Genomic DNA, 21,498 nt, shown 5'->3' with positions numbered 1-21,498 from the left:
TCCGTCGTGCGGGTGGTGCATGCCGCGCTTACGCGGCGGGTTCCAGCTGTTCGCCGGAGAACGTTTCGATCAGCGCGCTGGCGATCACCTCGGCCATCGCCGGGGGAACGGCGTTGCCCCAGCCGCGGACGCATTTGCGCTTGGACTTCGCCACCGACTTCGGGACCTTGTAGTCGGCCGGGAATCCCATCCCGGCGGCGATCTCGTGCGGTTCGAGCATCCGGAATGTGCACGAGTCGACCGGCGGTGTGCCGCCGAGTAGGGCGTACCGGTCGCGGGTGGTGAGCGTTCCGATCGGGGCGTCGGTGCGGTGGGTGCTGCCGTTGCCGTAGTAGGACATCAGCAACGCCAGCTCGTCCCCGGCGGGCGGGCCGACGAGGCCGTGGTGGTTGCCCCCGGCCGACACGGTCGGGATCGGCCCGTCGACGGGGTAGGCGGCGGTAGCGGAGCCGCCGTTGCGCTGGATGGAGATGAACGGCGGCACCACCACCGCGGTCTCGTGGCGGCAGGTCTGCGTTCGCATGGGCTCGAGCACGGTGGTGGCGGTGTCGACCCCGGCGCGGGCGGCGCAGGAGACGAGCAGCGGCGGGCACACCAGCCCGTCGGTTTCCCGGGTGGTGCGCGTCGGCAGCGGCTCGCCGACCGACGTCGCGTGCTGACGCCACGTGCCCCCGGCCGGGGTCAGCAGCGCCCCGAGGTGGCGCGCCAGCCCCGCCTTGATCCGGTCCATGGTGTTCTCGCTCAGCGGGTCCGGCCGGCCGTGGTCGTCGACCCGTTCCCCGATCCGCTGCCCGGGGTCGAGCGACCAGTCGATGATCGTGGACGCCGGGAGCACCGCGGGTTCGACGATCTGGTGGCGGCACGCCCGGTGCGGGCACCGGTAGACGTACTGGCCGTGGCGGATCCCGTAGACGCCCATGTTCACCCGCGGGTTCTTGAAGACCTGCACCGCGGCCACGACCTGATCGCAGGCCGGGCAGTACGCCTTGGGGCGCAGCCACTTGTCCCAGTCCGGGTCCCGGCCCAGGCTCTCGTGCCAGTAGCCGAGGAAGAACCGGTTGCGGGACTGCGCGACCCGTCCGAGCGTCGGGCCGGTGACGTGCATGGCGTTGAGCGCGATGACGCGGGTGCGGTAGCCCTCGGTCTCGATCTCGCGCCGCCACCGCGTGAACTGGTCCCACTTCACGACCTGGACGACGTTCTCCGTCACACCGCCGAGCACCGGGGTGCCGCGCCGGTTCATCGCCTGCAGGTAGCGCGGGACCTCCTCCATCAGCGCCCGCGCCCGGGCGGTCTCCGGGTTGAGTGCCCGCGGCCCGGTCACCGGGTCGAACAACACCCCTTGCGTGCTCTGGTCGAAGTCGCGTTTCTCGCCGCGGGCGTCGGTCCACGGCGGACACGACGGGCTGGCCCAGAAGAAGTCCGCGCGCGGGAACTTCCCGATGTCGGCTTTCGCGATGTCGCCTTCGTAGTGGTCCATGCCGGGGAAGTTCAGGGCATGGGTGGCGACCGCATCCCGGTTGTGGTTCGCACCGAGGATGCCTCTGGTGCCGGGCACGGCCATGACGCCGGTGGTGTCGCCGCCGAACCCGGCGAACTCGTGGTAGGTGGTGTAGGTCATCGGCCGGCCGCCTTCCCGCCGCGCCGTTCGATGGCTTCGGCCCAGCACGCCGCGACGGCCGCGACCTGGATCAGCTCGTCGGCCAGGTCGGCGACGTCGGCTTCGGCGAAGCCCTCGTAGGCCTCTTCGCGCAGGATGTGCAGCCAGGTAAGGCGGCCCTCGGCGCGGGCCATCTCGGTGGTGAACCGGGCGGTGTGGGCGGCGTCGGCGGCGCGGCGGGCCAGGCCGGCGACCTCCACGTCGGGGCCGGTGCCGTCGGGGTGGTTCTGCTCGCCCCACAGCGCGTCCTGGCGGGCGCGTTCGGCGGCGATCCTGGCCAGGATCGCCGCGGTGGCGGGCGAGATGAGCGGCTGGGTGGTAGTCATGGCGTGGGCTCGCTTTCGGGAGGGCGGGCGCGAGAAGGGCCGGGCACACGTGGTGCCCGGCCCTTCTCGTGTCCGATGTGGTCGGTCGGGTCAGGCGACCTGTCCGGCGGCGTCGTAGGTGTCGTAAAGGGCTTGGCAGTCCTCGCAGTCGCACAGCTGCCCCAGCCCCGGGCCGTCGACGGTGCCGGGCTCGATCACGACCGGGTCGAGCTCGGCCTGCGCCGTCGGGCTGACCGCGGACCAGGTCGGGATCACCTCCGGTGCCTGAGGGTCTGCGTCGGTGCAGGCGCAGCCGGGCACCAGGCACGGCCGGATGCCGTCGTTGGTGGGGACGTCGGTATGGAACTTGTCCAGGTGCCTGCAGGTACAGCGGTGGACGATGGCGGCCATCAGGTGTTCCTCCCGTGGTGTCGGTGGCGCAGGTATGGCGGCAGGGCCAGGAAGTGCAGGGTGTGCCAGCCCTCGGTGTGCAGCCGGGGCAGCGCGTCGGTGATCGCGGCGTGCATGGCCCAGACCGTCGGTTCGGGGACCCGGCGAGCCGTGCCGCACACCGCGCACACCCGCCCGTCGCGGCGGCTGTTTTGGGCCAGCACGGTCAGCAGCGGCGGCAGCACCACCAGCCCGACCGTGCGGGCGTCGAACTCCGCAGCCACGTCGAGCAGGTGAGCGCGGAACCGCGGCAGGTAGCTGGTGACGTCCCACACGACCGTCCCGTGCGAGGCGAGAACCGCGCGGGTGTCGGCGGTGGCGGTCTCGACGGCGGCGGCGTTGACCGACTGGTCGGTCGAGCACCCGCACGGCGAGAGCGCGGCGCGGCGTTCGTCGAGCGAGATCACCGTGGCCATGGGTGGGACGTGCCGGTAGCGTCGGGTGGTTTTCCCGGCTCCGGCCGGGCCGATGGTGGCGATCAGGGTGGGCCTCACGCGGCCCCCCGGCCGGCCACGGCGATCACAGCCGCGGTCGCGTTGTCGGAATCCGGGTCTTGCGTGCAGGAGTCGTCCCGGACGGCGAGGTCCACCAGGATCTCGGCCAGGCCCTGCGGGTCGGCGGTGAACACACCGGCCATGCCTTCGATCTGCGCCGCGGTGAGCTGCTTGTGGACGCCGTCGCTGGCCACGATGATCAGGTCGACGTTCGCGTCCTCGCCGCGCAGCGGTGTCCACGACATCGTCGACACCGTCGCGAACGCCAGCCCGTTGAGCACGTAGTCGGACAGGACCTCGGCAGCGGTCCCGAGCTGCGTCAATGCGTCACGGCCGGCGCCGGTGAGGCCGGGGTTGTCGAGCATGTGCCGGATGTGCTCGCCGGCGGTCTGGTCGACCGTCCAGCGGCGGAGACCGGCGGTGGCCGAGTAGGTCCAGACGGCGGCGTCGCCGACGTGGGCGACTTCGATGCGCCCGTCGACGACCGACGCGACGGCGGCGACCGCGTTGGGCGCGCCGGAGTAGTCGGGCATCGTGTCGGCCGCCGCCATCAGCCCGGCTTGCGCACCGCGGTGCGAGGCGACGACCGCAGCGGTCCCGGCGGCCAGCGTGGAGGCATCGCAGGTGTCCTGTTCGGACCCGATGCCGTCGACGACCGCGGCGGCGGTGCCAAGCGGGTTGGTGACGACGCTGACGGCGTCGGCGTTGGCCGGGCGGCCGCCGATGGCGGTCGCCGCGCCGACGTGGAGCATGGTCATGGGGTTGGTCCTTTCGCGGTGGGGTGTTCAGGCGGCGCGGCGGGTGCGGCGGCGCGGGGTGATCCGGCGCGGGTTGTCCATCCCGGCCGCCAGCGATGTCTCGATCACGCCGTCGTCCTTGACGGCCGATTCGGGGGCGTTCCAGGTGGCGACCGCGGCCCGCAGCTGCGCCCGGGCGTAGCCCTCGTCGAGCACCCGCGCGCCGACCAGCTGGCCGAGGGCGTAGGCCGCGGTCGAGAGAACCTTGTTGCGGCCCTGCTTGTACGGGGTCGCGGCGATCCGGGCGCACTCCTCGGACACGGCCTTCGCTGCGAAAGCCCCCGGCACGGCCACGGCCGTCACGGTTCGCCCCGAGGTGGCCGCGGAGCCGCGTTCGACGTTGGCTTGGACCAGCCACCCCGGCAGCGGCACCGGGTCGGTGTCGTCGAACAGCCCGTACGCGCCGTCGGCGCGGACGGAGCCCGGCGCGAGGGCGTAGCCGCCCCAGCCGCGGGTGTCCACGTGTGGCGCGATTGTTTTGACCGTGCACGCCAGCCGACACCCGGGCGGGACGGTGAACCACAGCTGACGTCCGTCGCTGGGGGTGGTGGTCGTCCAGGTGTCCGGCAGTGGCCCGCCACGCTCGCCGGCCAGCGCCTGCAGCTGCGCCCACCCGTCCGGCCCGGCGGGCTCGTCGGGCTTGCGGACGTCGCAGTCGACGACGTGCAGCCCGGACTTGCCCGCGTACACGGCGACGTTGTACGGCGCGCGGGCCCACACCCGGGCGATGACTTCGGGGTCGGTGGTGGCCAGGTGTTCGGGGAAGACGTGCCCGGCGGCGCACGGGCCGCGGCCGGGGCAGGTGGCTTTGCGGTGCCAGGCGGGCGGGAACTTGCGCCCGGGCTGGATCGGGAACACCGCCCACCCTCTGCCAGCCATGTCCAGCGCGACCCGCTCAAGGGCCGCACGGTGAGCGTCACTGCTCATGCGCCGATCTCCTTTCGCCAGTCCGGCCGGGGATCCCAGGCCGGAACGTCGCGCAGGTGCACTCCGAACGCCCGCGCCAGCCGCCCGGTCAGCCGGTCCACATCGGACGTCGGTTGCCCGCCCGCGCGCAGCAGCGTCACCAGCGCGGGGAAGGTGGCTGAGGCGTAGAACTCCTGGCGGTTCCACGCCCCGGCGACCGCGCGCCCGGCTCGGCGGGCCGGTGCGGCGTCGGCTTGTTCGTGTTCGCGCAGCCACGCGGTCACCTCGGCCGCGCGGTACTTGTCCGCCATTGCCGGTCACTGTCCCGGCGGTTCAGCCGGTGCGGCTGGTCTCGCGGCCGGCCAGCATGCCCAGCAGCCCCGGCAGATCCTGACGCTCGATCTGGTCGAGGATCAGCGCGACGGCGTCGGGGTCGGTGGCACCGTCGAAGCCGCCGACGATCAGCATCAGCGCGCCGCTGGGGGTCAGGCCGCGGACGGTGAGCCGGACGACTGTGTCGGACTCGTGGTACTTCCCCGCGACCGCGTCGACGACGTCGACGGAGCCCAGCAGGTGCAGCAGTCGCGTCGCGACGTCGGGCCCGCACGGCATCTCGGCCGTCACGACGCCGTCGGGGAAGCCGGTGGCCGGGGTGGCGTAGACCTCGATCGGGCCGAACCCGGCCGTGGTCAGCATGTCGGCGATGGCGGTCAGGTTCTCGTGTGCGGTCGCCATGGTGGAACCTCCTGTCTCGGTGACGGGCTGGCGTGGCTAGCGGCGGACGACGGGCCGGTGGATGTCGCGGTGGTGGATCTCCGCGGCGATGCCGTAGCCGTGGGCCAGCACCAGGGAGAGCGCTTCGGCGATCACCACCGACCGGTGCCGTCCCCCGGCGCAGCCGACGGAGGCGTCGACCAGGCCCGGCTTCGCCGGTGCCACCGTGGCGGCGATCGCTTCGGCGTGGGCGATCACGTACGCCACCGCGCCCGGCTGGGCCAGGACGTTGGCGCGCACGGCGTCGTCGCGTCCGGTCATCTCCCGCATCTCCGGCTTGAGGTACGGGTCGGCGAACAGCGCGCGCACGTCGAGCACCAGGTGCCGGTGATCGGCCGCCGCGGTCCGGCCGGTGTAGATCGGCTCGTGGAGGTGGCCGAAGCTTTTGAGCATCACCCGCAGCGGCCCGGCGGCCGGGTCGGGGTCGACGATCAGGCCGTGGTCGCCGAACGTGCGGGCGGCCGGCCAGGTGAAGGTGTCGAACGGCGGTTCCATCAGGCGTGTCCTTTCCGGACGCTGGCAGGGGTCAGCAGCGGTTGAGCACGTTCGTGATAGCGGCGCGCTCGCGGGTGTCGACGGTCATGCGGTAGGCGTGCTTGACCGCGGTCCAGCGGGCGACGTAGCCGCACCGGTCGAGGGCGGGCAGCCAGCGCGCAGGGTCCTGATCGCCCTTGCTGCGGTTGGACTTCGCCGTGACCGCCACGAGCACGACGGGGTCGTTGGCGTAGCGCTCCCGCTCGGCGGCCGACCAGCCGCGGGTGCCGGAGCGGGCCGCTTCGGCCAGCGGCACCACGTGGTCGATGTCCAGCTCACCCGGCGCGGTGACGGTGACCCCGTCATAGGGGGAAACCCAGGTGCCGCCGGTGATCCGGCAGCCTGGGCCGGTGGTGACGGCGCGGCCTTGGGTGCGCAGCGCGTTCTCCCGCGCGTCGCAGCCGCCCGCCCCGGTGTCCCAGTGCGGCCAGTCGGCGCGGCGGTAGTGGTTGCCGGTGTCCTCGGCCGCCACGCGCAGGCCGGCCAGCTCGCGCCGCACCGCGTCGACGTCGACCCGTGCGGCGGCCGGGCCGCCGCCGACGTCGGCAGCGACCGGTGCCGGACCGGTCCGCGAGCCCTGGCATCCGGCCGGGCCCGCCGTGGCGAGGGCGGCGGCCATCGTGAGGACGGCGAGTGATCGAGTGATCATCAGCGGTTCCTCTCCTGTCGGCGCTGCTCGGCGAGTGCGGCCGCGATGCGCTCGTTTTCGCGCTGGACTGCGTCGTGCATGCCGCCGGGCTGGGACAGGTCGGGCCGGTTGTCGTTCTTGCTCATGCCGCCACCGCCATCGGCGCGAGCGCCGCAACGGTGCCGCGGGTGGCACGGGCGGTGGCCTGGTCGACGGCGCGCCAGATCACGACCGGGAACGCGCCGTCCTCGCCCGGTGCGGCTGGGCGGGTCACCGGGTCGCCGGGGGAATTCGGGTGGGTGTAGGCGAACCACCGCAGCCGGAATGCCGCCGCGTCGTCGCGGGTCGGGGCCAGCCCGTCGGGAGTGGCGGCGCGGATCATGTCGAGCGCGACGGCGGGGCGGGTGATGCCGACGGCGAACACCGCGCCGTCCGGGGCGGTGAGCACGGCCGGTGCGCGCACCCCCAGGCAGGCATAAGCGTCGGTGGCGGACAGGTCGGGCGGACTGAGGAACACGGCGAAGCTCCTTCGTGGGTACGGGATGTGGTGTCGCCGGAGCGGCGGGGCGCGGCGGCCGGCCACCGCTCCGGCGAGATCAGGGGCGGGGCTACTTACGGCCGTTCTTGCGGGCCTGGTGGACCGCCTCGCACGCCGGGCACGCCGGGCCGGTGAACCACGGCGAGCGCGCGTTGCCGGGCTCGAACACCAGCCCGCACAGCGTCGTGACCGTGCCGTTCCACCACGACTTCGTGCCGCGGTGCACCAGAGCTCTTTCGGGCATGACGAAACCTCCCCAAAATGTGACGTTGAGTGACGAAGCGAGGCGCGAGGGGACGCGGGTTCGCTAGGGAATGGGTTAGGGAATCCGGGGTCGGGTAGGGAAAATTCCCTTCCCGGCCCTGATCGGGCGTTCCCTAGTGCTGATCAGCGGCTATGGCGTCGAAGGGAACGAGGGAGCGGAGGGAATCCGCCCGCCCGGCACCCGCTGAGGGCGGGGTGCGGGGAGTGCGGGCGGATTCCCTCCCTAGGCGTCGGCGGGCCGCTCGGCGAGCGCCTTTCGAACACGCTCCGTGTACACCATGAGGACTCCGACCTTGGTGACCTTGACGCCCAGCTCGCCGAGCTGGGCGGCCAGCTTGTCCGCGTTGAGCTTCTCCGCCCGGTAGGCCGGATGGGTCGGAGCGAGCTGGCGCAGCCGGGCCACGACGTCGGTGGCCTTGGCCTTGTCCTCGTCGGCGAGGACTTCGGCGACGTCTTCCAGCAGGTCACGGCCGGTTTCCAGCTCCCGCACGGGCCGGGTGCCGGCCACCGGGGTGCCCGGCTTGAGCTGGGCCATGGCGCGGGCGATGACGTCGGCGGCGGCGTCCCAGCCGCGGTCGTCGTCGACCTCAACGAAGAACGTCCGCACGATCTCGAACAGCTCATCCGACATGCCGGTGGCGACCATGGTTCCGCGGTCGACGTTGAACCGCAGCTCCGTCGCGCGGATCCCGGCCGCGAACGACCCGTCTCCGAGGAACCCGTCGTTGGAGCGCCACGTCTTGACCGCGAAGCACCCGTTCGCGCCGACGTTCTCCACCAGCTGCGACGGGATCGCGTCCGCGCGCGAGGACTGGGTGTCATAGACGGTGGAGATGCCGGTCTTGCGGCCGCGCTTGACGATGTTGACCGCCAGGTCCGCGGCGCGCTTGCCGTGCTCGGCGTGGCCGAACAGCTCGTGGCACTCGGAGAACCCGACGAACAGCGGGCGCATGTCCTCGTGGGCCTCGGAGATCGCCCGGGTCAGCTTCTTGGCCCCGAGTTCAGCCAGGCGGCCCTCCCGGCGTCCGACTTCGGCGTAGAGGTCTTCCAGGTGCGCGAGCGCGGACTCGACGTGCTCGGTGGTGGCTCCCTTCTCGTAGTTGGCCAGGCGGGGTTCGTAGGCGTCGAAGTCGCCGTTCATGGCGAACACGTGGACCCGGATTTCGGCCAGCGGGTCCAGACTCACGCCCAGGACCATGACCCGGACCGCGTTGGACTTTCCCTGGCCAGGCTGGCCGCCGAACACCGCGTTGGACCCGTTGATCGGGATGGACACGACGTCGCCGCGCTGGGTGATCCCGATCGGGACTCCGGCGAAGACGTCGGTGGATCCTTCGTGCAGCAGCGGGTAGTCCGGAGTCGGCTTGTCCATCACCCCGGAGTCGGCGACGTAGAGGTTGAGGTACCCGGCCTTGCCGCCCCGTTCGCGTCCATGGTCGGTGGCCCACACCTCGACCGCGTTGCGGTTGAGGTTCTTCGCCAGCACATCCCCGCGGTCGGCGACCATGGTCGGGGTGACACCCATCGGCAGGTCCACGATCGCCCGGTAGCCCTTGAACGCCCCCGACCCCTCCCGGGTCGGGTTCAGCTCGAACCGCGGCAGCCATCCGTCCTTGAGCGCTTTGTTCATCGCGGGGATGCCGAGGTGGCGCAGCGCGGCCACGATCCCGTCCGCGGTGACCAGCGTGGACGCGTCGGTCCCGGCGCCGGTGCGGGTCAGCCAGCCGGGGGTGGCCTCGGCGCGGCGGCCGATGTGGTGCAGCGCGGCCACCCCGATCCACGGGGCGGCGAGCAGGAACGGGCCCCACGCCACCGACACTGCAATGGCGACCCACCGGGTCACGTCGGCGACCACGCCGAACGGGGCACCGATCATGGAGAAGTCGGAGAAGGAGATGGCCAGCAGGCACCCGATCCCGAACAGCACCACGATCGACACCAGCACCCCGAGCAGCAGTGCCTTGCCGACCTTGATCGGGGCGTCCAGCCAGTCCATCGCGCGGCGGTGCCGCTTCTCCTTGGCCAGCTCGGCCCGTTCCTCCCAGTGCTTGAGGTCCTCGGCGTTGCCGCTGGCCTCCGCGGCGCGGATCAGCCGCTCGTAGCGGGAGTTGGTTTTGGCCTCCCACGCTCGCTTGGCGACGATGCCCGCGCCGCCGAAGACGTAGGCGGCGTGGCGGCCGGCGAACTTCGCCGACGCCACGGTCTTGTCGTGGGTGACCGCGGTGCGGGTGTACTTGACCACCGCGGCACCTTGCTTGCGGTACTGCGCGTACCGCCATGCCTGCTGGGCCTTCTGGTCGGTCAGCAGCGCCCATTCCTCCGGGGTGACGATCTCGCCTTTGACGACCGACCCGCGCTTGGCGGTGTCGCGCTCAGGCAGGTGGTGGACGGTGGCCAGCTCCCCGGCCGACCCGGCCGCGGGTGCGGGGCCGGTGGTGTCGGTGGTGGTGTTCTCGTCGTCCTGGTCGGTCGGGTTCATGGCTGGTGCCTCCTGCGTGTCGGGTGCAGGCCGGGCAGGGCCGAACCACACGTCCCGGGCGAGGTGTGGTGGCCCTGCCCGGCGGCTGCGGGTAGGGATCAGCCGATGCGGCCGTCGCGGTGTTCGTCGCGCAGCTGCACCGAGAACTTCTTGCCGCACCGCAAGGTGCGGCGGATCGACTCGCCGTTGTCCGGGTCGAACCCGGCCGGCCGGGCCGCGAGAGCCGTCTTGAACTCCTCGCGAAGCTGATCGAGCGTGCGCCGCTTCGGCTCCGGGAGTCGGGTCGAGCGCCGCGCGGACGGCTTCCGGCGCGCCGCAACCGCACGGGCAGGCGGGGCCTGGCCGGGCTGGTCCGTGCGGGTGTCACCCTGCTCAGCGATCGGCTGGGCCAGGGGCGGGTGCGTAGGGTCGAGCGTGGCGGCCCCGTCCAGCCCCTCCCCCTCGTTGGTCGGGGCCGCTACCGCATCCGGGTCGTCGACCGGCAGCGCGAGCCCGGCGAACGCGGCCAGCAGCCTCGGCAGGCACCGCACGACCGCGACGGCCACGACCGGGCCGAGCAGGTGCAACACCAGACCCGAGACGGTGAAGTCGGTGGCAACGCCGGGCAGATGCGGCCAGGCGTTCATGCCGAGCGTCAGGCCGAGGAACACCCACTCGGTGCGGTCGACCGCCTTGTCGTGCAGCGGCTGCCCGCGGGTGGTCAGGTAGGCCCGGCCGGCCACCACCATCAGCAGCGCCAGCGAGCAGAACGGCTCGGCCAGCCACGCGAACCACCACCGCGGGCTCCCGGCCGGGGCACCCTCGGCGGCGAACGCCTGCACCCCGGCCGTCGACCATGCCAGCGCCAGCGTCAGCGACACCAGCGCCACGGCGAGCACTCCCCGCCGCACCCGGGCGTCCCGGTAGGCCAGCACCCGCGGGTCGCGGTCGAGCTGCCACAGCGCGGCGGCCTGCTCGACCGCCTTGCGCCGGGATCGGACCTTCTCGGTTGTGACCGCGTACGGCGCGGTGTCGGCCTCCAGCGCCAGCAGCTGGTGGGCTTCGGCGTGCTCGGCCGCCCGCCGCCGCACCCGGCGGGTGATCCCGGTGCGCCGTGTTCCGCGCGGGTCCGGCGCGGGCTCGTCCTCGCCGGGCGGTTCCGGGGTCGGCTCCGGCTCGGCCGGTTCCGGCGGCGCGGGGAGGTCGTTGGCGGCCAGCTGGCGTTCGATCTCGGTCAGGGTCCGGGCCAGATCCGGGTGCCCGTCGTCGGTCGTGGTGGTCGCGGTGCTCATGCCTTGGCCTCCTTCCGGTCGGTGTCCGCGGTCCCGCGCCCGGTGGGCGCGGTGCTGCTGGTGAGTGCGGCCCGGGCCGGGCGGGTGGCCACCGCGGCCTGGCGGGCGGTGCGGGTGGTGCGGTGCAGCCGGATCTCGTTTGCGGCCCACAGTGCGGCCCAGGCAACGGAAATCAGGTCCAGCCAGGGCGTGAACAGCGCGCCGCCGATCAGCGGGACACAGACGCCGGCCAGCTCGGCCGCGTGGCCGCCGCACCACGCCACCGCCGTCTCCTGGCGGGTCCGGGACCGGGTGTCTCGTGCCATGCTCACCACCCCTCTTCGTGGTCGATGCCGTGCTCGCGCGCCCACCGGGCCAGCTCCGTGGCGTCGGCGGCCAGCCGGTCCCGCAGCTCCAGACCGGCGCGGATGAGGAACACCACGTGCCACAGGGCCCGCAGCCCCAGCACGCTGGCCAGCACGACCGACCCGACGGTGAGCCAGGCGACGGTGCCGAGGACCGCGACCACGGCGAAGGTGACGCACCCGAGCAGCATCCCGGGCAGCAGTTCCGCGGACTCGGTGATGAGCGCGGACATCTTGCCCGGCCCGACCACGCGTCGGGCGAGACCTGCGCGGGTCTTCAGGTCGTCGATGTCGTCGTTGAGTTCACGCATGTGTTGCCTCCCAATGCATCCGCGGTCCCGGCGGGCCGTGGCCGGGCGCGCTGGTGGTGTGCTCGAAGTGGTGCGGGTTGTAGTCGTGGGCGTTGTGGGCGTCGAAGTAGTGGTTCACCCGCCGTGCGGGCGGGGTGAGCACCGTGGCGGTGGTGTAGCGGTCGGCGCGGGCCATCGCCGCGGTCAGCAGTCGCACGATCAGCACCAGCACCGCGCGGGTCAGGTGCAGCCCCAGCCACACCGCCACCGCGGCGAAGACCTTGCACAGCACCCACGTGCCGTTGCGCTCCACCAACCTGCGCAGCAGCAGCACCGTGGCCGCCGCATCGTCGACCGGCGGGTGGCTCGGGATCTCCGTTGTGTGCCTCATGCCGGGCTCACCTCCACAACTGCGGCCGGGGTGCCCAGGTAGGCGGCCACCGCGGCCAGGGCCAGACCCCGGTAGTGGTTGCGGACCTCGGCGTTGCCCCAGTTCTTGCCGTCGTTGACCGCCAGCGCGCGGGCCGCGCGGTCGACTCCCGCGATGTCCGCCATCGGCCCGACGGCGGCGGTGTCGGTGGCGACCGGTTCTGCTGCGGCATAGTGCTCGGGGCCGGTCATCGCTGCTCACCCCGCCGGAACTTCTCCAGCTGCTCGGACACGGGCGGGCAGTTACACGGCCGCTGGGTGCACAGGACGCACTTGTATGCGTTCGGGTCGGGCTCCGGTGTCGTCGGCATGATCAGCACTCCTCGGTGGCCGGGTCGAGCCCGGCCGGATCGGTCGCCGACGTTGTCGGCGTGGTGGCGTAGAGGAACCGGAACAGCGCTTGGTGCAGCGCTGCGAAGTCATCTCCGGCGGTCAGCGGCCGGTAGCCGTGGCGGGCCAGGACGTCGGCGACGTCGAGGATCAGGCCGAAGGTGAACCGCACGTCGTCGGTGCGGGCCGGGATCGGGTAGCGGCGGGCGGTGTCGGTCACCGCGCGCCCTGCCCGTGGTGGATGATCGCGGCCTGAATGAGGGTGTGGGCCCGCACGGCGGACCGGAGCGCTTTGCCGTAGTGCATCTTGAGGATCTGCTGGGTCTCGTTGGCTCGTTCCAGCATCGCGATGGCGTGGCCGAGTGACTGTGCGGCCTGCGAGGCACTCGCGGTGTTGCCCAGGATGCCCAGCACTTCGCTGCCCAGGCCGCTCATCACGTCGCGGCAGCCCCTGACTTCGGCGGGCAGCTCGGTTTCGCTCAGCGCCTGCAGCGTGGCCGTGGGGATGGCTTGCAGCACCACGTTGAGGCGGGCGACTTCTTCGGGAATGGAGGACATGACGGTCCCTTTCGGATCGGGTGCAGATGTGGGTGTGCCGGATTTCGGTTGCGGTACAGGCAGATGCGCGGAGCCCGGTCGCGCGGCGGGATCGATGTGATCGCCGTGGCCGTGGCGGGTGAGGATGAGGCGGGCGAAGTGCAGCACCACGTTTTGCATGTCGGGGGTGTCGAATGTGTCCGTCCACCACAACGGGTCTCCGCGCCGGTCGTCGATGTCAGTGATCACGTCCCCGGGCATGTCGGGGCTGTGCACGACGCGGGTGCGGGTTTCGGCGACGTCGTCGGTCAGGTAGCGGCGGCGCACGTCTTCGGGGTCGTGGTCGCCGAAGATGTCCAGGACTGTCCCGGCGGGAGTCAGCGCCCCGCTGTGCGCGGGGTGCCAGGTGTCCTCACCGGTCCAGCGAACGTCGACCGTCAGCAGGTCCCAGCCGGTGATCGAGTGCACCGCACCGGCCAGCCAGTGACAGAATCCCCGGCCGAAGAACGACTCCGTGTCGGTGTCGATCACCTCGGAGATCAGGGTGAAGAAGCAGCGCCCTTCCGGGGTCGGCTCGGGCAGGGTCAGGTCGCAGAACCCGTCGAAGTCGCCGCGCAGATCCACCGCGGTCGTGGCGACCATCGGCTCAGGCGGCGGTGGGCATGACCGGCGGACGGTCACCGCTGATGGCGGTCACCCGCAAGGCCGCCGCGACGTCGGTCACCAGCGCGACCGCCCGCGGCGGGAAACCGCGGGTGCGCAGGTGCTGTGCCAGGGTGTCGAGGACTCCGGCCCGGCTGACCGGGTTGGGGTCGGTGACGTAGTAAGCCATCGCCTGCGCGGCGTAGCGGCCGGTGTCGGTCTCGAACCCGCCGGTCCGGTAGGGCTGGCCGGTGGCGATGGCCTCTTCGGCGTGGGCGATCATCCCGGCCAGCTCGCCGGCCATCTGGTGGTCGGTGACGCCGGTCTGCCACCGCTCGGGGTACTCGGGGTGGACGGCGGGGAACACGCTGGCCAGGTAGGTTTCCTCGGCCGCGTAGAGGAACAGCAGCCGCATCCGGTCATCCGGGCAGGCAGCCTGGGGCAGCAGTTGCCGCGCCAGCCGCGCCACCCGCTGCTCGGCCTGCTGGTAGGCGGTGCCGGCCATCTGCTTGGCCAGCTGCACCGTCATGGTGGCCGCGGACGGCGGGTAGAACGGCTCATCGTCGTCGGCGGCCTCCGGCGCGATGGCCGGGACTGTCGCGGGGATGGTGGCAAGGGACATGGCGGAGCCTCCAAACAGGACACGAGAGCGAACGGCGTAGGGGCGGGGGCCTCAGGCGGCGGCGGGTGGGGTGGCCAGGCGTGCCCATTCGGCCGGCCAGTCGACCGCGGCGGCCTCGCACCCGGCCGGGACCAGGGCGTAGGCGGCCTCCAGCAGGCTGGTGACGGTGCCGCGGGCCACCGGCAGCCGCACCGACCCGGACGGCGAGCTGAGCCGCACGTTCAGCAGGCCCGGGTTGCCGCCGGTGTCCGGCATGACCTCCACGTCCCCGTCCCCGGCGGGTTCGGTCAGCCCGGCCCGCAGCAGGTCCCGGGCGAACAGCCACCGGACCCCGTTCAGCTGCAGCACAACGGCCCAGGGGTCAGCGGTGGTGTATTCCCAGTAGCACTCGATCGAGCGGCCGGGAAACCGGACGGCGAACGGATACCGCAGCTGCGTCACGACTCCTCCCACAGGTTCAGGTCGGTGCCGAGCGTGTGGTGCAGGTCGAACCGGGCGATCGCGGTGGCGAGGATGCGGTTGTGGTCGAACGCGAACCCGCCGACGCGGGCCACCTTCACCGCGACCCGCAGCGGGAGCCACTCCGCCGCCATCGCGTCGTCGGCCGCGACCGGGGCCGGTGCCTCGTCGGGCAGGATCACGCCGTAGGCCACCGTCACGTAGCGGCCCCGGGCGTCGCGGTCGGGAGCGTCGAACACCCCGAGCTGGTGCACGAACACCGGCTGCGGCACGGTGATGCCGGTTTCCTCGGCCAGCTCCCGCACGGCCGCCTCCTGCGACGTCTCGTCGTGGTCGACGTGCCCGCCGGGCAGGGCGAGCTTGCCCTTGTGCGGGTTCCCGCCCCGCTGGATCACCAGCACGTGCCACGCCCCGCCTCGCAGGGAGAAGGCGACCATGTCGGCGGCGTAGAACACCGGGGCTCGGTCATTGAAGCGGGCGGCGAGCTTCGCGGCCATCGAACCGATCAGCGACATCAGAAGTCCTTTCATCAAAGGGAAAGAGAGGGTGTGGTCAGGCGGCGGCGGGGCCGCGGGTGGCCAGCGGACTGGTCAGCAGCGTGGTGACGTAGGAGACGAACGACCGCTCGGCGCACGGGTGGACCGCGTCGGTCTGCGGGTCCCGCAGCGTGGTGCGCAGCCACAGCGTCAGCCGCGCCACCGACCAGCCCTGCCCGCGCCGCTTCGCGATCGCGGCCACCAGCGACTCGAGGAACTCCGCGCGGACCCGCGGTACCCGGACGGCGACCTGCGAGACGACCGAGGACACCGGCGCGGTGTTCGACAGCGGCACCCGGCTGACGCGCGGCCGGCGAGCCTCGGCGGCTTCGCGTTCGGTTTCTGCCAGCAACCGCAGCTGCGCCGCGACGTCCCGGTAGACCTGGGCCCGGCGGTGCATCACCGCGTCGCTCGTGCGGGCGGTCAGGGTCCGGGCGTTGGCGGCCAGCAGGCCGGCCAGCCCCTCGAACCGGCGTGCCACCGCCACCCCGGCCTCGTGCTCGGGCAGCGCCACGACCAGCGGGTTGCCCGCGGCCCGGTCCTGCTCGTCGGTGGCCAGCAGCGCCAGCTGCGCGGCGACGTCGCGGTAGACCGTCGCCCGGGTCGACACCACGATTTCGGGCAGCCCGGCCGTGGTCAGGAGGGTGGCGTTGTGGGTCAGGGTGTCGGCCAGGGCGCGGAACCGTCCCGCGATCGCGGTGGTCGGGGTGCTGGTCATGAGCGGGTCCTTTCGTGCGGGCCGCACCCCGGGTGCAGGCATAGCGGTGCCCCGGGACGAATGCGGAACTGTGGAATGTGGCGCAGAAAATGCGCCGGAAAGGGCGGTGGAGCTGGGATTAGGCCGCGAGGCCCGTGGGGCCGTTCTCGATCTCGTCGCGGGTGGCGTTCAACGCGTCCCGGAAGACGCGGGCCAGGCGCATCGCGGACAGCCCGTGCGGGCCGGAGAACGCGCTCTGCATCGTGTAGTAGGCGTTGTCAAGCCAGTGCTCGCGGTCCCACGGCGTCGCGGTCGCGGCGGGCATCGTGGCCAGCAGCCCGACGAACGGGGCCGGGACGAACAGACGGTCCGCCATGTCAGGCCACCTCCCCCAACGCTCGCGGCGTGGTGAACGGCAGCGGGATCACCGGGGCCACCGGTGCGTCGAGCTCGGCCAGGACCGCCTCGATCTCCGCGATCTCCTCGTACAGGTCGACCAGGTCGGCCACGCCGTCGAAGGCGTCCGCCGGGACCCCGTCACCGGCCAGGCCGGTGGTGTCGGCGAAGTAGTCGAAGTCCAGCTCAACCGCGGCCATCTCGATCTGGCGGCGGTTCGGGCGGGTGGTGCTCATCGGGTTGATCCTTTCGTCGTGGCGATGTCTCTAAACTAGTCTGGACTAGTTTGGTTTCGGAATCGGCCGATCGAGTGAACTAGTTCGGAGCGTTCTCGTTCGGTAGGGTTCAAAGCATGGACAGCCACGCGGAACGCGCAGGTCAGGCCACATTCGAGTGGATCGCGCAGCAGCTTCGAGAAGACATCAAGTCAGGAAAGCTGGCACCTGGGGCTCAACTGCCGAATCAGCGCGACGTGGCAGCGCGGTTCGAGGTCGCAGTGGCCACTGCCCAGCGTGCGCTGGGGTTCTTACAAGAAGAGGGCTGGATCATGTCTCGACCTGGCGTTGGACGGGTTGTCGCTGCCACACCCGGCCGCGAGCCGGCCACCCTGGAACAGCTGTCATCCCAGCTCATCGATCTGCAAGCCGAGGTCAAGTCGCTACGGGACTCCGTGGAGCAACTCCGCAGCGACCGGGCCTAGCGATTGCCCCAATCGCGAAGGAACGTCGCCACACCGTCGATGATCCCGCCACCGCTGTCTACGGCTCCATTGACCATGTCCGCGGCATCGTGCGGATGCTTGATCACCAGAGCCAGCAGGGCGAACACCGCGACCAGGATGATCAGCTTCTTCACGACGCTACCGCCGGTCTTGATGTTGAACGGGTTCTTGGACATCTCTTCTCCTTTCGCCGGGCCGGTGCGGCCGGTTGATGTTGATGACTCCATAGAACAGGCCCCTGAGCTGCGCGAACAGGGCACACTTGGGGGCACACTCGTACAGTGGGGGCACAGTCGCAGGAGGGTGGCGAGCGAGTGGGCAACGATCAACTTGAAGCCTTGATGCTGGAGGCGGGCTACCTCCGCGAGGACGGCACCGTGGGCTTGAAGGTCTTCGCACGCGCCGTCGGGGGGCAGACTGGCAAGACGTTCAGCCACACGTACGTGCGCCGTTGGCTCGACGGAATGATGCCCCGCGACGCCAAGACACGGACCGCGATAGCAGGCGCGCTTAGCGAACGGCTTGGCCGGCGGATTAGCCTGGCCGAAATCGGCTTCGGCAAGACGCAGAAGCTCCGAGCCGACCTCGGTCTTGAGTATCCAGACCGACTTACGGACAGCGTCAACTCTGTCGCGCGACTGTGGCAGGCCGATATTGACGGCATGTCGACATTACTTGACGCTCCCGCAAACGCGTCCGCCTGGAATGAAGCTGCATTGTCATGGCTAGTCACAACACGCGATGACGTCCTTAGCGACACAGGTAAGCGTAAAGTGGGCGAGGCGGATATCAGGGGAATCAAAAAGACTACCGAGATGTTCGATGCGCTCGATGGCGAGCATGGAGGCGGCCACGCAAGAAGTGCTCTGATTGAGTTTCTCCGGACAGATCTGGTCGGCCTTCTTGCGGGCCACACGTCAAACGAATCGGTTCGAACTGAGCTGTTTAAGTCAGCAACCCAGGCAACCCTACTGGGGGCCTGGATGTCATATGACGCGGGACTGCACGGACTAGCGCAAAGATACTTTATTCAGGCACTGCGAATCTCGGAAAGCGTGGACGATCGTCTTTTGGGCGCAAGCATCCTCGATGCAATGAGCCATCAGGCAACGTTCCTGGGCCGCTATAAAGAGGCCGCTAACCTTGCAAGGACGGCCCGAATGGGAACAACCCTTTCGGGCTCAGCGAGCGCTGCCGCCCATTTTTACGCCATGGAAGCGCGAGCCCTTGCCCGACTAGGCGACTCGGCCGGGTGTGACAAGGCAATGGCGGCCGCCGTCAAAGAGTTTGAAAGGCGCGATCCCGCGAATGACCCAGCCGACTGGTTCTCCTACTTCAATGAAGCAGAATTAGCCGCCGAACTTGGACACTGCAACCGAGACCTCGGCCGCCCCAGCGATGGGGTGACGTACGCAACGCAGTCTCTCGGCCCGACGGCGAGCGGCTATGTGCGGAGCGACTTCTTTGTCACGATGGTTCTAGCTGACTCCCATCTCGACAATGGCGACGTGAGCCAAGCGTGCGACGTCGCACTTAAGGCGATCAACATTGGCGAGTCACTGAAGTCCGCCCGATGCGGCGCGTACGTTGACGAGTTTCGCGCGCGCCTCACCAGGGTCGGCAAGAGTGCAGAGTCCAAGGAGTTTCTGGCCAGAGTTGCCACGGCACAGCTCTGGACTCCGCAGGACGCTAAAAGGGTGCCCAGTCGCGCCGGTCTCCTCCTGTCCTGATTGCCAAGACGCGCTTACGCACCTCCTCGGCCGCCTTCTCGGACGCCTTCCCTGCAAGCCAAAGAGTCATGGAAATCTCGCGATAGCCAGCTAGCGTCTCGTAGCCGCGCCATTTCATGATGTCAAATCCGTATACATCCACGAAGGTTTGATATTCTTCAGCGGAATGCCACCCGAAGCGTTCATAGAACAAAGCCGTTTGCACCAAGTCCCACTCTCTCGGCCCAATGCAGAAGCTATCCAGGTCGATAAGGCAAGGTTCACCATCGCGCGAAAGAATGACGTTTCCAATGTTCGCGTCACCATGAATAACGCCTTGCGGTAGCGAAAAGTCCAGGCGCTCATAACTGTCCTTAAGTTGAGCAATTCGCCCGCGCAGAAACTCCTCGTCCTCTCGGGTCAGATTTCGCGACTCCTCCAGACGCCCTTCGATCTCTTCAAAAGGGCGCTTCTCCGTTAACCCGAGACTCTCCGGCGCACGCAGTCGATGAAGATCGCGGATAATCTCAGCAACCTGCCCAATAGCTGCGTACTCTTCTTTTTCCGATACGGACACCCAGAAGGTCGCGGGGTGACCCGATGCGTCGACCGGTTGCGTAATATCGAGCGCACGGTTAGCAGGGAAGTCTTCCGATTCAAGCCAACGTGCCACGTCAACCTGGCGACGAGCTTCGTCGAATCCATGCCGCTCTCGCCCAATGCGAAGTATGACGCGACCAGCGAGTCGAAATACCGCGTTCGAGCCAATCCTGATCAGCTCGGCGCTGCCTTCGTCAACGCCAGCCTTCTTGCAGGCAGTCTCGGCCAGCTCGCGCGCCGACGCCTCGGTCAAACTCTCGGCCTGACTCACGTGTCGCCTCCTTTTGCGGTTCGACTCCGTCGCAACCCTAGCGACGGGCCTGCGGTAGTCGTTCGGTTGAGTCGCCGCCACTCGGCCGAGGGTTACCCCAATTCGCCGTTGGCTTGTCGCATGTGCGTGCAGTAGTGCGGCTGCTCCAGGTGCAGCGGTTCAGCGGGGTCCTGGTAGGCCCAGAAGTCCCGCGCTTCCTCAGTCCGCCCGATCCCGGTCGTTGACCAGTGGTAGCCGGGACCGCGGGCAAGTGCGGCGTCGAGCAACAGGGTGCCGAACCCACGCTGGCGGTGCGCAGGCTCGACCTGGACGTGACGGACAACGCCACGGTGGTCAATTCCGCACAGCTGAAGGTCCGCGGCAGCGACGATCTCACCGCGCAACCGGATCTCCAGTCGGCCAACCCCGGCCCGTTCGACCGGCCGACGAGCGACCACCACAATCCCGTCCCGGCGATCGTCCGGCTGGTCGGCCTGATCGACCGGCATCGGGACGCGGTGATCGATCACGAGCCAGGTATGCCGCGGGCGTCGGCGGATCCAGCAACGGTTGCAGGTCTCCGTGAACAACCCCAACGTGCGATGGGTGCCGCAGTTGACGCCCGCGAGCACGCGCCGGTGTTTGCGATCCAGGCACCAGACGTGGTCCCGCGCGGACCGGACCGGCAAGTCGTCCCGCTCGACCAGCGCCGGAGACACCCCAGGCGACACCCGATGCTCGCTCATGTGTTCGACACTAGTTCGCGTTGTCGCAGCTCACCAGGCATCCTGGCCCCATGGGTGGAGGAACGATCTTCAGCACGGGGGACACGCGATGGTGATCAAAGAGAGGCGCGCCGCCGCGCAAGCCGCCGACACACGGCTGGAATGGCCGGCCGTCATCGCTGCCGGCGCGCTCGCGCTGCTGCTGTGGCAACTACTGGACAGCGCGTGGCCGTGGCTGCTCGCGCTCGGCGTTGTGCTGCTGTCCGCGCTGATCGGCGTGCGACGGCCAGGCACGCTGGCCGTCGGCTTGGCGGCGGCAGACGTGTGGTGGCTGCTGTCGGTGCCCTGGTGGGGCTGGTGCCTGGTCGTCGGCGTGGCGCTGCTCGCCGTGGCCGCATGGTGGGCGTGGACGCTGTACCGCGGCCGTCCGGCCCGCGGGGCCGCTCAGGACCGCTTGCCCGCTCTTCGGCCCGGTCAGCCCCTCATGCGCGTGCCAGCCGCAGGTCCGGCGGAGCAGACCACGCCGATTCCTCGGATCACGTCACGTCCGGGTCTGCCCGGATGGCGCGGGCGTCCGGTTCGGCGCTGGCACGCGATCGTGGCCGGGGTGGCCGGCGTGGCGGTGCTGGCGGCGGGGATCGTCGGGCAGCAGCTGGCGGCCGCCGAACTCGCCGACCGCCATCAAGCCGAGCTGGACCAGGCGCACCAGGAAGCGTTCAGCCGGATCATGCCGCACTCCGCGGGCTCGTTCGTCCAAGCGATGATCAAGGCCGTCGCGGAGCGCCGCCCCGAGATCGCGTGCACGATCCTCACCTCGCCGGCCGGACGGGACTTCGCCGTCGCGAACGGGGTCGACACCTGCGAGCACGCCGTGGACGTGCTGTCGCGGAAGGTGCCCAACGGCGTCGCGTACGAGAACGCCGCGATCTTGCCGCTACCCGGTGCGGCCACCGAGTACGGCCCGGGCGGCAAGTGGCTCCGAGTGGACGCATGCGCGCTCTCGATCGACCCGCCGACCGCAGGGCCGACGTCGCTGGGGATCTTCCAGCTGGAACTCGCCGCGGGCGGGGGCGGCGGCTACCAAGCCACCGGGTTCACGAAGTGCAGCTGA

At 70.5% G+C, this 21,498-nt stretch carries 33 protein-coding genes; 3 read left to right on the top strand and 30 right to left on the bottom strand.

Features of this window, described 5'->3' with window-relative positions; genetic code table 11:
- Positions 1 to 28: 28 nt before the first annotated feature.
- From ACIA5G_RS06110 to ACIA5G_RS05980, 27 genes are all read right to left on the bottom strand, one after another.
- Positions 29 to 1,621 (bottom strand): DNA cytosine methyltransferase, encoded by a 1,593-nt coding sequence (locus ACIA5G_RS06110; protein ID WP_395921095.1) that lies wholly within the window; start codon positions 1,619 to 1,621, stop codon positions 29 to 31.
- Positions 1,618 to 1,986 carry a hypothetical protein gene (locus tag ACIA5G_RS06105; protein WP_395921094.1) on the bottom strand — a complete coding sequence of 123 codons (369 nt, stop codon included), beginning with the start codon at positions 1,984 to 1,986 and terminating at the stop codon, positions 1,618 to 1,620. The genes ACIA5G_RS06110 and ACIA5G_RS06105 overlap by 4 nt, the downstream gene beginning before the upstream one ends.
- A 90-nt stretch (positions 1,987 to 2,076) precedes the next feature.
- Positions 2,077 to 2,376: a hypothetical protein gene (locus ACIA5G_RS06100; protein WP_395921093.1), complete on the bottom strand. Its 300-nt coding sequence runs from the start codon at positions 2,374 to 2,376 to the stop codon at positions 2,077 to 2,079.
- Positions 2,376 to 2,909, bottom strand: a complete 534-nt coding sequence (locus tag ACIA5G_RS06095; RefSeq protein WP_395921092.1) for an AAA family ATPase — start codon at positions 2,907 to 2,909, stop codon at positions 2,376 to 2,378. Before ACIA5G_RS06095 ends, ACIA5G_RS06100 begins: the two co-directional genes overlap by 1 nt.
- Entirely contained in the window at positions 2,906 to 3,667 is a 762-nt protein-coding gene (locus ACIA5G_RS06090) for a hypothetical protein (protein WP_395921091.1), read from the bottom strand. The genes ACIA5G_RS06095 and ACIA5G_RS06090 overlap by 4 nt, the downstream gene beginning before the upstream one ends.
- A gap of 27 nt (positions 3,668 to 3,694) precedes the next feature.
- A complete protein-coding gene (locus ACIA5G_RS06085; RefSeq protein ID WP_395921090.1) occupies positions 3,695 to 4,633 on the bottom strand; it encodes a bifunctional DNA primase/polymerase in 939 nt (312 codons plus the stop codon).
- Positions 4,630 to 4,923, bottom strand: coding sequence for a hypothetical protein (locus tag ACIA5G_RS06080; RefSeq protein ID WP_395921089.1), 294 nt, complete (start codon positions 4,921 to 4,923; stop codon positions 4,630 to 4,632). The genes ACIA5G_RS06085 and ACIA5G_RS06080 overlap by 4 nt, the downstream gene beginning before the upstream one ends.
- Before the next feature lie 22 nt (positions 4,924 to 4,945).
- The gene (locus tag ACIA5G_RS06075; RefSeq protein WP_395921088.1) at positions 4,946 to 5,347 is read right to left on the bottom strand and encodes a hypothetical protein; all 402 of its coding nucleotides are present in this window, start codon (positions 5,345 to 5,347) and stop codon (positions 4,946 to 4,948) included.
- A 36-nt stretch (positions 5,348 to 5,383) separates the two neighbouring features.
- On the bottom strand, positions 5,384 to 5,881 hold the full coding sequence (locus ACIA5G_RS06070) for an ATPase (protein ID WP_395921087.1): 498 nt from the start codon (positions 5,879 to 5,881) through the stop codon (positions 5,384 to 5,386).
- A 31-nt stretch (positions 5,882 to 5,912) separates the two neighbouring features.
- Positions 5,913 to 6,569: an HNH endonuclease family protein gene (locus ACIA5G_RS06065; protein WP_395921086.1), complete on the bottom strand. Its 657-nt coding sequence runs from the start codon at positions 6,567 to 6,569 to the stop codon at positions 5,913 to 5,915.
- Entirely contained in the window at positions 6,569 to 6,694 is a 126-nt protein-coding gene (locus tag ACIA5G_RS06060; protein ID WP_395921085.1) for a hypothetical protein, read from the bottom strand. The genes ACIA5G_RS06065 and ACIA5G_RS06060 overlap by 1 nt, the downstream gene beginning before the upstream one ends.
- Complete coding sequence (locus tag ACIA5G_RS06055; protein ID WP_395921084.1) at positions 6,691 to 7,065, bottom strand: hypothetical protein; 375 nt, start codon at positions 7,063 to 7,065, stop codon at positions 6,691 to 6,693. The genes ACIA5G_RS06060 and ACIA5G_RS06055 overlap by 4 nt, the downstream gene beginning before the upstream one ends.
- Positions 7,066 to 7,156: 91 nt before the next feature.
- On the bottom strand, positions 7,157 to 7,330 hold the full coding sequence (locus ACIA5G_RS06050) for a hypothetical protein (RefSeq protein ID WP_395921083.1): 174 nt from the start codon (positions 7,328 to 7,330) through the stop codon (positions 7,157 to 7,159).
- Positions 7,331 to 7,573: 243 nt separating this feature from the next.
- Positions 7,574 to 9,829, bottom strand: a complete 2,256-nt coding sequence (locus tag ACIA5G_RS06045) for a cell division protein FtsK (RefSeq protein ID WP_395921082.1) — start codon at positions 9,827 to 9,829, stop codon at positions 7,574 to 7,576.
- A 98-nt stretch (positions 9,830 to 9,927) separates the two neighbouring features.
- Entirely contained in the window at positions 9,928 to 11,100 is a 1,173-nt protein-coding gene (locus ACIA5G_RS06040) for a conjugal transfer protein TraI (RefSeq protein WP_395921081.1), read from the bottom strand.
- A complete protein-coding gene (locus ACIA5G_RS06035; RefSeq protein WP_395921080.1) occupies positions 11,097 to 11,405 on the bottom strand; it encodes a conjugal transfer protein TraH in 309 nt (102 codons plus the stop codon). The genes ACIA5G_RS06040 and ACIA5G_RS06035 overlap by 4 nt, the downstream gene beginning before the upstream one ends.
- A gap of 2 nt (positions 11,406 to 11,407) precedes the next feature.
- Entirely contained in the window at positions 11,408 to 11,755 is a 348-nt protein-coding gene (locus ACIA5G_RS06030) for a hypothetical protein (protein WP_395921079.1), read from the bottom strand.
- Complete coding sequence (locus tag ACIA5G_RS06025) at positions 11,748 to 12,125, bottom strand: hypothetical protein (RefSeq protein WP_395921078.1); 378 nt, start codon at positions 12,123 to 12,125, stop codon at positions 11,748 to 11,750. The genes ACIA5G_RS06030 and ACIA5G_RS06025 overlap by 8 nt, the downstream gene beginning before the upstream one ends.
- The gene (locus ACIA5G_RS06020; protein WP_395921077.1) at positions 12,122 to 12,355 is read right to left on the bottom strand and encodes a hypothetical protein; all 234 of its coding nucleotides are present in this window, start codon (positions 12,353 to 12,355) and stop codon (positions 12,122 to 12,124) included. The genes ACIA5G_RS06025 and ACIA5G_RS06020 overlap by 4 nt, the downstream gene beginning before the upstream one ends.
- A gap of 121 nt (positions 12,356 to 12,476) precedes the next feature.
- Positions 12,477 to 12,713: a hypothetical protein gene (locus ACIA5G_RS06015; RefSeq protein ID WP_395921076.1), complete on the bottom strand. Its 237-nt coding sequence runs from the start codon at positions 12,711 to 12,713 to the stop codon at positions 12,477 to 12,479.
- Positions 12,710 to 13,672 (bottom strand): hypothetical protein, encoded by a 963-nt coding sequence (locus tag ACIA5G_RS06010; protein ID WP_395921075.1) that lies wholly within the window; start codon positions 13,670 to 13,672, stop codon positions 12,710 to 12,712. The genes ACIA5G_RS06015 and ACIA5G_RS06010 overlap by 4 nt, the downstream gene beginning before the upstream one ends.
- A 4-nt stretch (positions 13,673 to 13,676) precedes the next feature.
- Positions 13,677 to 14,294 (bottom strand): hypothetical protein, encoded by a 618-nt coding sequence (locus ACIA5G_RS06005; protein WP_395921074.1) that lies wholly within the window; start codon positions 14,292 to 14,294, stop codon positions 13,677 to 13,679.
- Positions 14,295 to 14,345: 51 nt separating this feature from the next.
- A complete protein-coding gene (locus ACIA5G_RS06000; RefSeq protein ID WP_395921073.1) occupies positions 14,346 to 14,735 on the bottom strand; it encodes an SsgA family sporulation/cell division regulator in 390 nt (129 codons plus the stop codon).
- Positions 14,732 to 15,268: an NUDIX domain-containing protein gene (locus ACIA5G_RS05995; RefSeq protein ID WP_395921072.1), complete on the bottom strand. Its 537-nt coding sequence runs from the start codon at positions 15,266 to 15,268 to the stop codon at positions 14,732 to 14,734. Before ACIA5G_RS05995 ends, ACIA5G_RS06000 begins: the two co-directional genes overlap by 4 nt.
- Before the next feature lie 37 nt (positions 15,269 to 15,305).
- Positions 15,306 to 16,007 carry a hypothetical protein gene (locus ACIA5G_RS05990; protein ID WP_395921071.1) on the bottom strand — a complete coding sequence of 234 codons (702 nt, stop codon included), beginning with the start codon at positions 16,005 to 16,007 and terminating at the stop codon, positions 15,306 to 15,308.
- A 118-nt stretch (positions 16,008 to 16,125) separates the two neighbouring features.
- Complete coding sequence (locus ACIA5G_RS05985; protein WP_395921070.1) at positions 16,126 to 16,362, bottom strand: hypothetical protein; 237 nt, start codon at positions 16,360 to 16,362, stop codon at positions 16,126 to 16,128.
- A 1-nt stretch (position 16,363) separates the two neighbouring features.
- Positions 16,364 to 16,618 (bottom strand): hypothetical protein, encoded by a 255-nt coding sequence (locus tag ACIA5G_RS05980; protein ID WP_395921069.1) that lies wholly within the window; start codon positions 16,616 to 16,618, stop codon positions 16,364 to 16,366.
- 116 nt (positions 16,619 to 16,734) lie between these two features.
- Between ACIA5G_RS05980 and ACIA5G_RS05975 the strand changes: the two genes are divergently transcribed.
- The gene (locus ACIA5G_RS05975; RefSeq protein WP_395921068.1) at positions 16,735 to 17,082 is read left to right on the top strand and encodes a GntR family transcriptional regulator; all 348 of its coding nucleotides are present in this window, start codon (positions 16,735 to 16,737) and stop codon (positions 17,080 to 17,082) included.
- On the opposite strand, the gene ACIA5G_RS05970 is transcribed toward ACIA5G_RS05975, so the two are convergent.
- A complete protein-coding gene (locus ACIA5G_RS05970; protein ID WP_395921067.1) occupies positions 17,079 to 17,279 on the bottom strand; it encodes a hypothetical protein in 201 nt (66 codons plus the stop codon). The two genes, ACIA5G_RS05975 and ACIA5G_RS05970, sit on opposite strands and share 4 nt — an antisense overlap.
- Before the next feature lie 138 nt (positions 17,280 to 17,417).
- On the opposite strand from ACIA5G_RS05970, the gene ACIA5G_RS05965 reads away from it, so the two are divergent.
- Positions 17,418 to 18,833, top strand: a complete 1,416-nt coding sequence (locus ACIA5G_RS05965; protein ID WP_395921066.1) for an XRE family transcriptional regulator — start codon at positions 17,418 to 17,420, stop codon at positions 18,831 to 18,833.
- Here the strand turns inward: ACIA5G_RS05965 and ACIA5G_RS05960 are convergent.
- Together ACIA5G_RS05960 and ACIA5G_RS05955 are read right to left on the bottom strand one after the other, a co-directional pair.
- On the bottom strand, positions 18,793 to 19,683 hold the full coding sequence (locus tag ACIA5G_RS05960; protein ID WP_395921065.1) for a phosphotransferase family protein: 891 nt from the start codon (positions 19,681 to 19,683) through the stop codon (positions 18,793 to 18,795). The two genes, ACIA5G_RS05965 and ACIA5G_RS05960, sit on opposite strands and share 41 nt — an antisense overlap.
- Positions 19,684 to 19,775: 92 nt before the next feature.
- Positions 19,776 to 20,408 carry a GNAT family N-acetyltransferase gene (locus tag ACIA5G_RS05955; RefSeq protein WP_395921064.1) on the bottom strand — a complete coding sequence of 211 codons (633 nt, stop codon included), beginning with the start codon at positions 20,406 to 20,408 and terminating at the stop codon, positions 19,776 to 19,778.
- An 88-nt stretch (positions 20,409 to 20,496) separates the two neighbouring features.
- Here ACIA5G_RS05955 and ACIA5G_RS05950 point away from each other — a divergent pair, with 88 nt between their 5' ends.
- Positions 20,497 to 21,498 (top strand): hypothetical protein, encoded by a 1,002-nt coding sequence (locus ACIA5G_RS05950; protein ID WP_395921063.1) that lies wholly within the window; start codon positions 20,497 to 20,499, stop codon positions 21,496 to 21,498.

It is taken from the genome of Amycolatopsis sp. NPDC051758 (genome assembly GCF_044453095.1).
Taxonomy (GTDB): Bacteria; Actinomycetota; Actinomycetes; order Mycobacteriales; family Pseudonocardiaceae; genus Amycolatopsis.
This window is presented reverse-complemented; position numbering and strand designations above follow the sequence as displayed.

Bases quoted from the DNA above. Each gene is read 5' to 3' on its own strand.
- ACIA5G_RS06030 (WP_395921079.1), bottom strand. From the start codon at position 11,755: ATGCGTGAACTCAACGACGACATCGACGACCTGAAGACCCGCGCAGGT.
- ACIA5G_RS06070 (WP_395921087.1), bottom strand. From the start codon at position 5,881: ATGGAACCGCCGTTCGACACCTTCACCTGGCCGGCCGCCCGCACGTTC.
- ACIA5G_RS05970 (WP_395921067.1), bottom strand. From the start codon at position 17,279: ATGTCCAAGAACCCGTTCAACATCAAGACCGGCGGTAGCGTCGTGAAG.
- ACIA5G_RS06090 (WP_395921091.1), bottom strand. From the start codon at position 3,667: ATGACCATGCTCCACGTCGGCGCGGCGACCGCCATCGGCGGCCGCCCG.
- ACIA5G_RS06020 (WP_395921077.1), bottom strand. From the start codon at position 12,355: ATGACCGGCCCCGAGCACTATGCCGCAGCAGAACCGGTCGCCACCGAC.
- ACIA5G_RS06060 (WP_395921085.1), bottom strand. From the start codon at position 6,694: ATGAGCAAGAACGACAACCGGCCCGACCTGTCCCAGCCCGGCGGCATG.
- ACIA5G_RS06080 (WP_395921089.1), bottom strand. From the start codon at position 4,923: ATGGCGGACAAGTACCGCGCGGCCGAGGTGACCGCGTGGCTGCGCGAA.
- ACIA5G_RS06025 (WP_395921078.1), bottom strand. From the start codon at position 12,125: ATGAGGCACACAACGGAGATCCCGAGCCACCCGCCGGTCGACGATGCG.
- ACIA5G_RS05950 (WP_395921063.1), top strand. From the start codon at position 20,497: ATGGTGATCAAAGAGAGGCGCGCCGCCGCGCAAGCCGCCGACACACGG.
- ACIA5G_RS05955 (WP_395921064.1), bottom strand. From the start codon at position 20,408: ATGAGCGAGCATCGGGTGTCGCCTGGGGTGTCTCCGGCGCTGGTCGAG.
- ACIA5G_RS05995 (WP_395921072.1), bottom strand. From the start codon at position 15,268: ATGTCGCTGATCGGTTCGATGGCCGCGAAGCTCGCCGCCCGCTTCAAT.
- ACIA5G_RS06035 (WP_395921080.1), bottom strand. From the start codon at position 11,405: ATGGCACGAGACACCCGGTCCCGGACCCGCCAGGAGACGGCGGTGGCG.
- ACIA5G_RS05985 (WP_395921070.1), bottom strand. From the start codon at position 16,362: ATGGCGGACCGTCTGTTCGTCCCGGCCCCGTTCGTCGGGCTGCTGGCC.
- ACIA5G_RS06045 (WP_395921082.1), bottom strand. From the start codon at position 9,829: ATGAACCCGACCGACCAGGACGACGAGAACACCACCACCGACACCACC.
- ACIA5G_RS06085 (WP_395921090.1), bottom strand. From the start codon at position 4,633: ATGAGCAGTGACGCTCACCGTGCGGCCCTTGAGCGGGTCGCGCTGGAC.
- ACIA5G_RS05975 (WP_395921068.1), top strand. From the start codon at position 16,735: ATGGACAGCCACGCGGAACGCGCAGGTCAGGCCACATTCGAGTGGATC.
- ACIA5G_RS06075 (WP_395921088.1), bottom strand. From the start codon at position 5,347: ATGGCGACCGCACACGAGAACCTGACCGCCATCGCCGACATGCTGACC.
- ACIA5G_RS05980 (WP_395921069.1), bottom strand. From the start codon at position 16,618: ATGAGCACCACCCGCCCGAACCGCCGCCAGATCGAGATGGCCGCGGTT.
- ACIA5G_RS06040 (WP_395921081.1), bottom strand. From the start codon at position 11,100: ATGAGCACCGCGACCACCACGACCGACGACGGGCACCCGGATCTGGCC.
- ACIA5G_RS06100 (WP_395921093.1), bottom strand. From the start codon at position 2,376: ATGGCCGCCATCGTCCACCGCTGTACCTGCAGGCACCTGGACAAGTTC.
- ACIA5G_RS06005 (WP_395921074.1), bottom strand. From the start codon at position 14,294: ATGTCCCTTGCCACCATCCCCGCGACAGTCCCGGCCATCGCGCCGGAG.
- ACIA5G_RS06050 (WP_395921083.1), bottom strand. From the start codon at position 7,330: ATGCCCGAAAGAGCTCTGGTGCACCGCGGCACGAAGTCGTGGTGGAAC.
- ACIA5G_RS06065 (WP_395921086.1), bottom strand. From the start codon at position 6,569: ATGATCACTCGATCACTCGCCGTCCTCACGATGGCCGCCGCCCTCGCC.
- ACIA5G_RS06105 (WP_395921094.1), bottom strand. From the start codon at position 1,986: ATGACTACCACCCAGCCGCTCATCTCGCCCGCCACCGCGGCGATCCTG.
- ACIA5G_RS05990 (WP_395921071.1), bottom strand. From the start codon at position 16,007: ATGACCAGCACCCCGACCACCGCGATCGCGGGACGGTTCCGCGCCCTG.
- ACIA5G_RS06010 (WP_395921075.1), bottom strand. From the start codon at position 13,672: ATGGTCGCCACGACCGCGGTGGATCTGCGCGGCGACTTCGACGGGTTC.
- ACIA5G_RS06110 (WP_395921095.1), bottom strand. From the start codon at position 1,621: ATGACCTACACCACCTACCACGAGTTCGCCGGGTTCGGCGGCGACACC.